Below are 12,870 nucleotides of genomic sequence, written 5' to 3' on the forward strand. Positions count from 1 at the left end.
GTGTACCGCCCCGGCCATCACGGCGCTGCCCGGCCTGCCGGTGTACCGCCCCGGCCATCACGGCGCTGCCCGGCCTGCCGGTGTACCGCCCCGGCGAGGCGCCGCCCACCCGCGGCCGACCTGGCCGGCCTCGCGCCCAACGGTACGCGGCGGAGCTGGCCGGCGTCCGAGACGAGCCGGCCGAGGTGACCGGGAGGGCAGGAGCTGCTCGATGGGCCGGCCGCTGGGCGCGCGCTGATCGTGGACGTGGTGGATGCCTGGGCCCGCTGGTGCTGCCCTGGCCGGTCGCCTGGCGGCAGCGCCCCGACCGGGACTGGTCCCGGCCGCTCACCTGGCAGGCCCGGCTGGCCGGTCCGGCCATGGTGGACGCTGCCGGCCGGGCGCGTCGGCTCAGGAACCCTTGTGGCCGACGGGATGCGTACGCGCTCCATTTTCGACAGCGGGAATTTTGCTGCGTGAGATGTTTTCCTCTTTGCTCTTTTGATCCGCCGCTTCGGCTGGCATGCTCGGGCGGCAAGGTAACGGGTCATGACGGTATCGCCACACCGAGTAGACCCAGGGGGGAAAGCGTCAGGTGGACCATCCACATCCCGCTGCCGAATCCGCGGGGCAGCTCCGCACCGTGCCGCTGCGTCAGATCCTGCCGGGCATGCTCCGCGACCCGGCCCGCGCGCTGATCGACGTCGGCAACCGGACGGCAGGATCGATCGTCCGGATCAACCTCGGGTCGTTCCGGCCCTACCTGGTCACCCACCCCCGACACGTGCAGCACGTCCTGCGCGACCGGGCGGACAACTACGAACGGGCGGGCGACGGGCTGTTCTGGCGCCCCGTCAAGCGGCTGTTCGGCGAGGGGATCCTCGGTGAGGGCCGGATCTGGTCGGCGAGCCGCCGGATGCTCCAGCCGATGTTCACCGCCAAACGGGTGGAGGCGCTGATCGACGGGATGGCCGAGGCCGTCCGCGACGCGGTGGACGAGCTGGACCAGCCGTCGCGCGCCGGCCACACCGTCGACATCGGCGTCGAGCAGACGCGCATCGTCTGCCGCGCGATCATGCGGGTGCTCTTCGCCGACAAGATCTCCGTGTCGGACGCGATGCGGGTGGTCGACGCCCAGGACGTGATCGCCACCGCGGTGATCCCCCGGATCATCGTGCCGTTCGCCCCGCTGTCGTTGCCGATGCCGGGTGACCGTCCGTTCCGCCGGGCGAAGCGCATCGTCGACGACGTGCTGGTGCCGGTCGTCCGGGCGACCCGGGCGGTCGCCGACGACGGCGACGACATCATCTCCACCCTGTGGCGGGCCCGGACCGACGACGGCCGGCAGCTCGACGAGCAGCAGGTCCGCAATGACACGGTGGCGATGTTCGCGGCGACCACGGAGACCACCATCAACGTGCTCACCTGGTTCTGGCCGCACCTGGAGCAGCGCCCCGACGTCGCCGACCGGCTCTACGCCGAGATCGACCGGGTGGTGGGCGGCGGACCGGTCCGTCGTGAGCACCTGACCCAGCTGACCTACACCAGGATGGTCCTGGACGAGCTGCTGCGGCTGTACCCGATCGGCTGGATCATCCCACGCCGGGCGGTCGCCGCGGACGTCATCGACGGCGTACCGATCGAGGCCGGGGCGACCGTGGTGGCCAGCCCGCTGATCACCCAGCGGATGGCGCAGTTCTGGGAGCGGCCGGACGAGTTCGACCCCGAGCGGTTCCGGCCGGAGCGGGTCCGCGCCCGGCACCGGTACGCCCACTTCCCGTTCGGCGGTGGCCCGCACCAGTGCCTCGGGATGTACCTGTTCTACCTGGAGGCGCAGCTCATCCTCGCCACCATGCTCAGCCGCTACCGCTTCCGGCTGCGCCGCCCGGGGGTGCCCGGCCTGCGCCTGGCCGCGGCGCTACGGCCGCGTCAACGGGTCGAGCTGACGCTGCTGGCGTCCTCGGCCGGGACGGCGCGGGCATGACCGGCACTCCCGTCGGAGGCGGCGCGGCGCGACAACCTGACGGCGGGCAGCTCGCCGAGGCCGCCGAGCAGGGCCGCATCTGCGCGCTCGCCGCCCGGGGCCAGCGGGACCTGCAACGGCGGGCCGCCGCGTACCCCGATCTCTTTCCGAGCCGGCCCTTCGACGCGACGCTGTTCAGCAGCATCGCGCTGGCCATGGCGTTCAGCGCGCCGTGGTGCACCGCCGAGGAGTTGGCGCTCACCAACCGCGCGGTGCTCTGGGGCTTCGCGGTCGACTGGCAGGTCGACCACCTGGCGACGTCCCGGTCGGAGATCGACCTCGTCGCGAAGACGTGCCTGGCGGTGGCCGACGGCGCCACGGTCGACGACCCGCTGGGGCGTTTTCTCGCCGACCTGCGCGACGACCTCGCCGCCGACCCGGCCTTCGCCGGGCTGCGGGGGCTGTGGCGGGACGAGATCGACCGCACCCTGGCCGCGATGGCCCGCGAGTGGGAGTGGAAGACCGGGAACGCACCCCGGCCCACCCTGGACGGGTACCTGGACAACGCCGACAACCTCGCCGCCACGGTGGTCAACGTCGCGCACTGGATCCACACCGGATCCCCCGACAGCCACCGCCACCTGCCCCGGCTCATGACGGTCAGCGACGAGGTGCAGCGGGCCCTGCGGCTGGTCAACGACCTCGGCACGTACCAGCGCGACCGCGAGTGGGGTGACCTGAACGCGATCATGCTGGTGGACGACCGCGCGGAGATCGACCGGCGGCTGGCGACACAGCTCGACCACTGCCGGCGCCTGCTGGCCGAGCTGCGGCCCAGCTGCCCGCGGGAGGCCGACTACCTGTCCCGGCAGCTCGGCTTCACCAGCGGCTTCTACCGTCTCACCGACTTCTGGGGTACGCGATGAGTGTGGTCGCCAACCGTCCGGTGGCCGTCCATCCGGGCCGGTCCGGCGCCGACCGGGTCCGGGATCTGATCGCGGCGATGGCACACGACCCGTTCGGACAGACCTCGCCGTCCGTCTACGAGACGGCCCGCCTGCTCGCCCTCGCGCCGTGGCTGCCCGGCCACGACGTACGGATCGGGTGGTTGCTCGACCGGCAGCGGGCCGACGGCGGCTGGGGCGGCCCGCAGGGGTACGCGCTGGTGCCGAGCCTGAGCGCCGTCGAGGCCCTGCTGACGGCGCTCAGCCGCGGCGACCGGGGCCCGGCGACCACCGCCGACCTGGCCGGCGCGGCCGAGCGGGGGCTGCGTTTCGTGGCGGCGTGGCTCGGTGACCCGGCCGCGCCGGCCCTGCCCGACCTGCCGGCCACCGACCTGATCGTGCCGGCGCTGATCGAGTCGATCGACCAGCGGCTCAACGGCCCGGAGGGTCCGCCGGCCGGGCTGGCCGCGTGGCGCGACCGGCCCCGGCTGCCCCTGCCGGCCGGCCTGGACCCCGGTCGCCTGGAGCGGGTACGCGGTCTGCTGGCCGCCGGCGGACCGGTGCCGGAGAAACTGGCGCACGCGCTCGAGGTGGGCGGCGGGTGGGCCCGTCGGGCGGCCGGGGTGTCGCCCGCCGGCCCGGGGACGATCGGGGCGTCGCCGGCCGCGACCGCCGCCTGGCTCGGGGGGCCCGGCGAGTCCGGCGGACCCGTGGACTACCTGCGCGAGATCGGCCGGGCCGGTCCGGTGCCCTGCACCAGCCCGATCGCCGTCTTCGAGCGCGCCTGGGTGCTGAGCATCCTGGCCCGGGCCGGTGTGCCGATGGCGGTGCCCGCCGCGGTGGTGGCCGAGCTACGGGCCGCCGTCGGCCCGACCGGCGCCGCCACCGGGCCGGGGCTGCCCGCCGACGCGGACACCACCTCGGTGACCCTGTACGCCCTCGCCCGGCTCGGCCGCCCGGTCGACCCGGCCAGCCTCTGGAGCTATGACACCGGCGTCCACTTCTGCACCTGGCCGGGGGAGGACGGGGCTTCGATCACCACCAACGCCCACGTGCTGGAGGCCCTCGGGCACCACGTCACGCTGGCCGGGCCGGCCGCCGAGCCCCGCGTCACGGCAGCCGTGGACCGGGTGACCGCCTGGCTGGTCGCCGGGCAGGAGGCCGACGGGCGGTGGACCGACCGGTGGCACGCCTCGCCCCACTACGCCACCTACTGCGCGGTGCTCGCCCTCGCCGATCACGCCCGCGGCGGCGCGGCCCGTGACGCGGTCGGCCGGGCCGTCGACTGGCTGCTCTCCGCCCAGCGGCCGGACGGCTCGTGGGGGCGGTGGACGGGCACCGCGGAGGAGACCGCGTACGCCGTGCTGGCCCTGCTCGGCGCGGGCCGGTCGGCCGACGCGGAGGTCGCCGCGGCCGTCGCCCGCGGCCGGCATAGACTGTCCGAATTGGACGACCCGGGCGACGACGGACCGCCGTTGTGGCACGACAAAGACCTCTATCGACCAGGGTTGATCGTACGTGCGGCGGTGCGCGCGGCGCTGTGGGGTGGCGACCCGGCGATTCGGGCCCGACCGGTTTCCTCCGACCGGTCATGATCAGGATCGCTTGAGTCAAATTCGCGACGCTGCTAGCGTGCGCCGGAGTCGATCGGATCGCCGACGACTTCGGGCACGCGACCGAACACCCGGCCAGGAAGTTGTGATGGGTTCCCGCAGTACGAATATCCGTACGAAGATCGTCGCCCTGCTCGTGTCGCTCTTCGCCCTCTGGGCCTTCGCGGCATGGGTGACCGTAAGGGACGGCTTCAACCTGCTGGGCGTCCAGACGCTCAACGCCCGGGTTTTCGAGCCGAGCGACCCGCTGCTGCTCCAGCTGCAGAACGAGCGCCGGCTGTCGCTGTCCTACCTGGGACAGTCCGACCCGGGCCAGCTCCAGCAGCTGACCGTGCAGCAGCGGCGGACCGACGAGGCCGCCGCGGTCCTGTGGAAGTCCGCTCAGGACTGGCGCACCGAGCTGCCGGCGAGCAACCAGCTCGTCCGGCGGATCGCCGAGCTCAGGACGAAGGTCGAGCAGCTCGGTGGGGTGCGCGAGGCGGTGGGGCGCAAGACCATCGACCGGACCGCGACGCTGGCCGCGTACGACGAGGCGGTCGGTGCCATCTTCGACGTCTTCGACGCCCTCGGTGGTCTGGACGACCGGGAGATCGCCCGGGACACGGCCGCCCTGATCGACCTGAACCGGGCCCGCGAGCTGCTGTCGCAGCAGGACGCGCTGCTGACCGGTGCCCTGGCGGCCAACCGGATCACCATGGCCGAGCAGACCACCTTCGCCCGGCTCGTGGGTGCCCAGTGGTACCTCGCCGACCGGACGGCGCAGAACCTGGCCCCGACCGACCAGGCCCGGTACCAGCAGGTGATCGACGGCGACTCCTTCCAGCGGCTGCGCGCCCTCCAGGACCGGGTCCTGAAAGCCAAGGGCAGCGACGTCCGGCCGCCGGTATCGGCGCCGGCCTGGCAGGCCGCCGCCGAGCAGGCGATGACGGACCTGCGCGGGGTCATCCTGGCCGGCGGCAAGGACATCGTGGCCCGGGCGACCCCGGTCGCCATCGGCGTCATCGTCCGGGTGGTGCTCGCCGCGGGTCTCGGGTTGCTCGCCGTCATCGCCTCCGTCGTGGTGTCGATCAGCACCGCCCGTGCGCTCGTCCGGCAGCTCGAACGGCTCCGCGGGGCGGCGTTCCGGCTGGCCAACGAGCGGCTGCCCGGCGTGGTGGAGCGGCTGGGCCGGGGCGAGGAGGTCGACGTCGCGCGGGAGGCGCCCCCGCTCGAGTTCGGCGACGACGAGATCGGGCAGGTGGGCAAGGCGTTCAACGTCGTGCAGGAGACCGCCATCCGGACCGCCGTCGAGCAGGCCGAGCTGCGCCGCAACGTCCGCGAGGTCTTCCTCAGCCTGGCCCGGCGGACCCAGGCGCTGGTCCACCGCCAGCTCACCCTGCTCGACGCGATGGAACGCCGCGAGCACGACGCCGAGGAACTGGAGGACCTGTTCCGCGTCGACCACCTGGCGACCCGGATGCGGCGCAACGCCGAGAACCTGATCGTCCTCTCCGGCTCCACCCCCGGCCGTTCCTGGCGGCGCAACGTGCCGATGGTGGACGTCATCCGCGGCGCGGTGGCCGAGGTCGAGGACTACACCCGGGTGAACGTGCTGCCGATCGGGCCGGTGTCGCTGACCGGCCGGGCCGTCGGTGACGTCATCCACCTGCTGGCCGAGCTGATCGAGAACGGCCTCTCCTTCTCGCCCCCGCACACCACCGTGGAGGTGCGCGGGCAGATGGTGGCGAACGGCTTCGCCATCGAGATCGAGGACCGGGGCCTCGGCATGAGCGAGGAGGATCTGGCCGCCGCGAACCACCGCATCGTCGACCGTTCCGAGCTGAACCTGGCCAACGCCGCCCGGCTCGGCCTGTATGTGGTCAGCCGGCTCACCGAGCGGCATGGCGTGAAGGTGCAGCTCAAGGAATCCGCGTACGGCGGCACGACGGCCGTGGTGATGATCCCGCTCGAGCTGGTCACCGCCGACGAGGCGGAGGCCGGCACCTCGGGCGGCTTCCCGGCCGGCGTCGGGACCGCCCCGGTCGACAACGGGTCGGCGGCTGCCGGTGCGGCGGCGGGCCGGCCGTTCGAGCCGGCGGTCGAACGGCCGGCCGCCCCGGTGGCGGTGGCCGAGACCGCCAGCGCGGCGCAGTTCGGAGACGAGCCCGCGAGCGCGCCGGAGCCGCCGGCGGCTCCGGTCGGCGCCGAGGCGCCGGCGCTGACCCCGTCCGGGCTGCCGGCGCGTACCCGGCGACGGCAGCCGACGGTTGAGCGGCCGGGCGTGCCGGCGGAACTCACCACCGTGGACACTCCGGCGGAACGTGTGAGTACGACCGGTGACGCCCCGGCACGGACCGACCTCGGCCTGCCCGTGCGGGTACGCCAGGCGAGCCTCGCGCCGGAGCTGCGGCAGGAGCCGTCCAATCCGGACACCGAGCAGGACGACGACGAAGCGGTGCGCCCGCCGGAGCAGGTGCGCCGGATGATGAGCTCCTACCAGAGCGGCACCCGCCGCGGCCGGACCGACGCCGCGCGGCTGCTCGACGGGGCGCACGGAGCCGGCGACGAACCGGACTCCGGCGACGGGCAGGCGACCTGAGGGGTGCGCCGTGGCGGCGGACCCCAGACGAGTACGGCGACAAAAGCCGGGGGAGAAGAGGACGACGAGTGGCGCAGAAGACGGCTTCGAGCGCGGACCTGACGTGGTTGCTGGATGACCTGGTCGGCCGGGTCAAGCAGGCGGAACACGCCGTGGCGCTGTCCACTGACGGCCTGCTGATGGCCTCGTCGCGAGGGCTGAGCCGGGACGACGGCGAGCACCTGGCGGCGATGGCGGCGGGCATCCAGAGCCTGGCCCGGGGTGCGGGCAAGCGGTTCGGCGGCGGCCAGGTGCAGCAGACCATCATCGAGATGCAGTCGTCGTTCCTCTTCGTCACCGCGGCCGGGCGCAACGCCTGCCTGGCCGTGCTGGCCTCCGAGGACGCCGACGTCGGCCTGATCGCGTACGAGATGGCGATGCTGGTGACCCGGGTCGGCCGGTTCGTCGCCTCGCCGACCCGGGAATCCTCCAGCGGCGAGAATCCGGCACGATGACCGGCCGGGCGGAGTCCGCCGAACAGGAGTGGGTGGACGACCACGCGGGTCCGGTGGTGCGCCCGTACGCGGTGACCGGCGGCCGGGCCCGCCCGGTCACCGGCACCTTCGACCTGATCTCCCTGGTCACCGCGACCAGGGCGGACGTGAGCGCGGAGTCCGGGCTGGGCCCGGAGCACCTGGCGATCGTCGGCCTCTGCCAGCGGATGCAGTCCGTGGCCGAGATCGCCGCCCACCTCGACCTGCCGGTGGGCACCGTCCGGGTCCTTCTCGGTGACCTGGTGGCCCGTCACCTGGTGCAGGTCCGTGAGCCGCGCGCGACCCCCGCCGGCCTTCCCGACGACAGTGTTTTCGAGGCGGTAATCAATGGACTACGGGCGCTCTGAGCGGCCGGCGGGAGCGGCCCCGCTGCCCACCGCGATCAAGATCCTGATCGCCGGCGGCTTCGGCGTCGGCAAGACCACCCTGGTCGGCGCGGTGAGCGAGACGCGGCCGCTGCGGACGGAGGAGGTGCTGACCGAGACCGGGGTCGGCGTCGACGACCTCTCCGGGGTGGAGGGGAAGCAGACCACCACCGTGGCGATGGACTTCGGTCGCATCACCATCAGCGACGACCTGGTGCTCTACCTGTTCGGTACGCCCGGCCAGGACCGCTTCTGGTTCGTCTGGGACGAGTTGGCGCTCGGCGCGCTCGGCGCGGTGGTGCTTGCCGACACGCGGCGGCTGGCCGACTGCTTCCCGTCGATCGACTACTTCGAGGAGCGGGGCACGCCGTTCGTGGTGGCGGTGAACTGCTTCGAGGGGGCTCGGCGGCACCGGCTCGACGAGGTGCAGACGGCGCTCAACCTCGACCCGGGAGTGCCGGTGGTGCTCTGTGACGCGCGGCAGCGGGAGTCGGCCAAAGAGGTGCTGATCACGCTGCTGGAGCACGCCATGAAGCTGCGCGAGCAGCGCCGTCGCGCCGACGGCTGACCCCCCGACGGTGCAGGGCCCCTCCCCGCGAGCGCGGGAAGGGGCCCTGTCCGGGTACGACGTCAGCTGCCGATCATGCGGCGCAGCACGTACTGCAGGATGCCGCCGTGCCGGTAGTAGTCCGCCTCACCCGGGGTGTCGATGCGGACCACGGCGTCGAACTCCACGCCGGTGTCGGTGGTGACCTTGACCGTACGCGGGGTCTCGCCGTCGTTCAGGGCGGTGACACCGGTGATGGTGAAGGTCTCCGTGCCGGTGAGCCCCAGCGACTGGGCGTCGGTGTCGACCGGGAACTGCAGCGGCAGGACGCCCATGCCGATCAGGTTCGAGCGGTGGATCCGCTCGTACGACTCGGCGATGACCGCCTTGACGCCGAGCAGCATGGTGCCCTTGGCCGCCCAGTCGCGGGACGAGCCGGAGCCGTACTCCTTGCCGGCCAGGATGACCAGGGGGACACCCGCCTCCTGGTACGCCATCGAGGCGTCGTAGATCGAGGTCTGCTCGCCGGTCAGGTGGTTGACCGTGAAGCCGCCCTCGACGCCCGGCACCAACTGATTACGCAGCCGGATGTTGGCGAAGGTGCCCCGGATCATCACCTCGTGGTTGCCCCGGCGCGAACCGTACGAGTTGAACTCGTGCCGCGGCACGCCGTGCTCGGCAAGGTACTTCCCGGCGGGGGAGTCCGCCTTGATCGAGCCGGCGGGGGAGATGTGGTCGGTGGTCACCGAGTCGCCCAGCTTGGCCAGCACCCGTGCCCCACTGATGTCGGAAACAGGCGCCGGCAGGCGCCGCATGCCCTCGAAGTACGGGGGCTTGCGGACGTAGGTGGAGTCAGCGTTCCAGGCGAAGGTGTCGCCGGTCGGGGTGGGCAGCGACTGCCAGCGCTCGTCACCGGCGAACACGTCGGCGTACGCGGAGCTGAAGCCGGTGGCGCCGATCGCGGAGGCGATGACGTCCTGGATCTCGGCGCTGTTCGGCCAGATGTCCCGCAGGAACACCGGGTTGCCCTGGCTGTCCTCGCCGATCGGCTCGTTGGCCAGGTCGATGTCCATGGTGCCGGCGAGCGCGTACGCGACCACCAGCGGCGGGGACGCCAGGTAGTTCATCTTGACGTCCGGGTTGATCCGGCCCTCGAAGTTGCGGTTGCCGGAGAGCACCGACACGACGGCGAGGTCGCCCTCGTTGACCGCGGCGGAGACCTCCTCCGGCAGCGGGCCCGAGTTGCCGATGCAGGTGGTGCAGCCGTAGCCGACCAGGTTGAAGCCGAGCTTCTCCAGGTAGGGGGTGAGGCCGGCCCGGTCGTAGTAGTCCATGACGACCTTGGAGCCGGGGGCCAGGGTGGTCTTCACCCACGGCTTGCGGGAGAGGCCCTTCTCCACCGCGTTCCGGGCCAGCAGCGCGGCGCCGATCATGACCTGCGGGTTCGAGGTGTTGGTGCAGGAGGTGATCGCGGCGATCACCACGGCGCCGTGGTCCAGCTCGTACTCGACGCCGTCGGGGCCGGTCACCCGGACCGGGTTGCTGACCCGGCCGCCGGAGCCCTTGGCGGCGTTGACCAGGTCACGCGGCTCGTCGGCCGGATCGGCGACGGTGCCGGCGGCGGGGGAGTCGCTGGCCGGGAAGGACTCGGCGCTCGCCTCGTCGGCGCGGCCCTGCACGCCGAACGGCGTCTCCTGCTGCGGCACCCCCGGCGTGCGGGCCGGGTCGCCGCCGGTCTCGTCGGCGGCCACGTAGTCGGTCAGCGCCGAGCGGAACAGCGTCTTCGCGTTGCCCAGCGGCACCCGGTCCTGCGGGCGCTTCGGGCCGGCCAGGGACGGCTCGATGGTGCTCAGGTCGAGCTCCAGCCGCTCGGAGTACTCCGGCTCGCGGGCCGGGTCGTGCCAGAGGCCCTGCTCCTTCGCGTACGCCTCCACGAGCGCGACCTGCTGCGGGTCGCGGCCGGTCAGCTCCAGGTAACGGACGGTCTCGGCGTCGATCGGGAAGATGGCGACGGTGGAGCCGTACTCCGGGGACATGTTGCCGATGGTGGCCCGGTTGGCCAGCGGCACCGCGCTCACGCCCGGACCGTAGAACTCGACGAACTTGCCGACCACCCCGTGCTTGCGCAGCATCTCGGTGATGGTGAGCACCAGGTCGGTGGCGGTGGTGCCGGCCGGCATCTCGCCTGCGAGCTTGAAGCCGACGACCCGCGGGATCAGCATGCTGACCGGCTGGCCGAGCATCGCCGCCTCGGCTTCGATGCCGCCGACGCCCCAACCCAGCACGCCCAGGCCGTTGACCATCGTGGTGTGCGAGTCGGTGCCGACCACCGTGTCCGGGTACGCCTGGCCGTTGCGCTCCATGATCGTGCGGGCCAGGTACTCGATGTTGACCTGGTGCACGATGCCGGTGCCCGGCGGGACGACCTTGAACTCGTTGAACGCGGTCTGGCCCCAGCGCAGGAACTGGTAGCGCTCCTTGTTGCGCTCGTACTCCAGCTCGACGTTGCGCTGGAAGGCGTCCTCGCGGCCGAACAGGTCGGCGATGACGGAGTGGTCGATGACCAGCTCGGCCGGGGCGAGCGGGTTCACCTTGGTGGCGTCGCCGCCGAGGTCGCGGACGGCCTCACGCATGGTGGCCAGGTCGACGACGCAGGGCACGCCGGTGAAGTCCTGCATCAGCACCCGCGCCGGGGTGAACTGGATCTCCACGCTCGGCTCGGCGGTGGAGTCCCACGCGCCGAGTTGCCGGATGTGGTCGGCGGTGATGTTCGCGCCGTCCTCGGTCCGCAGCAGGTTCTCCAGCAGGATCTTCAAGCTGTAGGGCAGCCGGTCGTGGCCCTCCACCTTGTCGATCTTGAAAATCTCGTAGCTCGCGTCTCCGACGCGTAGCTGGGTCTTCGCACCGAAGGTGTCGAGGCTCGCCACGTCGTACTCCTTCACACCAGCGACCGTGAGTAGTCCTGAGCAGTCTGTCGCACCGGCCGGCGTGTTGCTGTGGTTAGGCGACACTTACCTGCGTCCGGCGCTCAACAAAACCGTACGTCCGTCTTGCTATCCGTGCAACCTCGTGCCAGGGTCTGGGACGAGGAGGTGCCCACCATGATCCATCATGTGCTGCTCGCCTGCCCGCGCGGCTCCGAGCACGCGTCCCGAGCCTTCTACGTCGGCCTGCTCGGCCTGGTCGAGAAGCCCAAACCGCCAGCCCTCGCCGCCCGCGGTGGTTGCTGGTTCACCGGGTACGACGCGGAGCTGCACCTCGGCGTCGAAGACGACTTCCGGCCCGCCCGCAAGGCACACCCCGCCCTGCTCCGCCCCGACCTCGACGTGCTCGCCGCCCGGCTCGCCGCCGCCGGCCACCGGGTCACCTGGGGTGACGAAGAGATCCCCGGCATGCGAAGGTTCCACACGTACGACCCGCACGGCAACCGCCTGGAGTTCCTGGCCCCGGCCGGCTGGTTGCCGGATGAGCGGACCGTCGGTACGCCGGACCCGAGGTAGGGTTCGAGGTCGGATCGCAGGGGGTGGCAGTGGTAGAGGTGCAGCACTGGCTCTCCGCGCTTCCCCCAGGCGTGGTCTACCTGATCGTCGCCGGGGTGATCGGCGTGGAGAGCATGGGCGTTCCGCTGCCCGGCGAGATCGTCCTGGTCAGCTCGGCGCTGCTGGCCGCCGCCGGAGTGGTGCAGCCGGAGTGGGTGGCCACCGCCGCCGCGGCCGGTGCCATCATCGGCGACTCCGTCGGGTACGCGGTGGGCCGCCGCGGCGGCCGTCCCCTGCTCGCCCGGCTGGGCCGGCGCTTCCCCCGGCACCTCGGCCCGGCACAGATCGCCCGCGCCGAGCAGAGCTTCGCTCGGCACGGCGTCTGGGCGGTCTTCTTCGGCCGGTTCGTGGCCCTGCTGCGGATCCTCGCCGGGCCCCTGGCCGGCGCGCTGCACGTGCCGTACCGCCGGTTCCTGGTGGCGAACGCGGCCGGCGGCCTGGTCTGGGCCTTCGGCACGACGTACCTGCTGTTCACCGTCGGCCGCGCGGCCGAGCACTGGCTCAAGGACATCTCCTGGGCTGGGCTGGCCATCGCGGTGTTCGCCGGTCTCGGCAGCACCTGGTGGCTGCGGCGCCGGGCCCACCGGCTGCAGTCGACGGAGCCGTCCGTCGAGGCCCAGCCGGTGGGGGCCGGCAGCGATCACTGACCCGCGGGTGGGGGCGGCTGGCTTCGGTGGGGGTCGGTCGGGTGTGGGGATGACGAAGGGCCCGCCCCGGGTGGGGGCCGGCCCTTGTCGGTGGGTCAGGAGGCCGAGTAGCCGCGGGTGGCGATCCAGTCGGCGAGGTTGTCCACGCTGATGTGGTAGGAG

General features: G+C 72.6%; 10 protein-coding genes. 9 read left to right on the plus strand and 1 reads right to left on the minus strand.

Annotated elements, in window-relative coordinates:
* The first annotated feature begins 622 nt into the window (after window positions 1-622).
* From ABZ570_RS30040 to ABZ570_RS30070, 7 genes are all read left to right on the plus strand, one after another.
* Window positions 623-1,963 carry a cytochrome P450 gene (locus tag ABZ570_RS30040; RefSeq protein ID WP_358070893.1) on the plus strand — a complete coding sequence of 447 codons (1,341 nt, stop codon included), beginning with the start codon at window positions 623-625 and terminating at the stop codon, window positions 1,961-1,963.
* Window positions 1,960-2,868 carry a terpene synthase gene (locus ABZ570_RS30045; RefSeq protein ID WP_358070875.1) on the plus strand — a complete coding sequence of 303 codons (909 nt, stop codon included), beginning with the start codon at window positions 1,960-1,962 and terminating at the stop codon, window positions 2,866-2,868. The genes ABZ570_RS30040 and ABZ570_RS30045 overlap by 4 nt, the downstream gene beginning before the upstream one ends.
* Window positions 2,865-4,481, plus strand: a complete 1,617-nt coding sequence (locus ABZ570_RS30050; protein WP_358070877.1) for a prenyltransferase/squalene oxidase repeat-containing protein — start codon at window positions 2,865-2,867, stop codon at window positions 4,479-4,481. Before ABZ570_RS30045 ends, ABZ570_RS30050 begins: the two co-directional genes overlap by 4 nt.
* A gap of 106 nt (window positions 4,482-4,587) precedes the next feature.
* Window positions 4,588-7,077, plus strand: a complete 2,490-nt coding sequence (locus ABZ570_RS30055) for a nitrate- and nitrite sensing domain-containing protein (RefSeq protein WP_358070879.1) — start codon at window positions 4,588-4,590, stop codon at window positions 7,075-7,077.
* Between the two features lie 68 nt (window positions 7,078-7,145).
* Entirely contained in the window at window positions 7,146-7,571 is a 426-nt protein-coding gene (locus ABZ570_RS30060; RefSeq protein ID WP_358070881.1) for a roadblock/LC7 domain-containing protein, read from the plus strand.
* Entirely contained in the window at window positions 7,568-7,957 is a 390-nt protein-coding gene (locus ABZ570_RS30065; RefSeq protein WP_358070883.1) for a DUF742 domain-containing protein, read from the plus strand. The genes ABZ570_RS30060 and ABZ570_RS30065 overlap by 4 nt, the downstream gene beginning before the upstream one ends.
* Window positions 7,938-8,543, plus strand: a complete 606-nt coding sequence (locus tag ABZ570_RS30070; protein ID WP_358070885.1) for an ATP/GTP-binding protein — start codon at window positions 7,938-7,940, stop codon at window positions 8,541-8,543. Before ABZ570_RS30065 ends, ABZ570_RS30070 begins: the two co-directional genes overlap by 20 nt.
* A 62-nt stretch (window positions 8,544-8,605) precedes the next feature.
* Here the strand turns inward: ABZ570_RS30070 and ABZ570_RS30075 are convergent, their stop codons facing one another.
* Window positions 8,606-11,464 (minus strand): aconitate hydratase, encoded by a 2,859-nt coding sequence (locus ABZ570_RS30075; protein WP_358070887.1) that lies wholly within the window; start codon window positions 11,462-11,464, stop codon window positions 8,606-8,608.
* A 159-nt stretch (window positions 11,465-11,623) separates the two neighbouring features.
* On the opposite strand from ABZ570_RS30075, the gene ABZ570_RS30080 reads away from it, so the two are divergent.
* Together ABZ570_RS30080 and ABZ570_RS30085 are read left to right on the plus strand one after the other, a co-directional pair.
* Window positions 11,624-12,022, plus strand: a complete 399-nt coding sequence (locus tag ABZ570_RS30080) for a glyoxalase (protein ID WP_358070889.1) — start codon at window positions 11,624-11,626, stop codon at window positions 12,020-12,022.
* 23 nt (window positions 12,023-12,045) lie between these two features.
* A complete protein-coding gene (locus ABZ570_RS30085) occupies window positions 12,046-12,708 on the plus strand; it encodes a DedA family protein (protein WP_358070891.1) in 663 nt (220 codons plus the stop codon).
* Window positions 12,709-12,870: the final 162 nt, after the last annotated feature.

The sequence above is a fragment of the Micromonospora sp. NPDC007271 genome (genome assembly GCF_040634005.1).
Taxonomy (GTDB): Bacteria; Actinomycetota; Actinomycetes; order Mycobacteriales; family Micromonosporaceae; genus Micromonospora.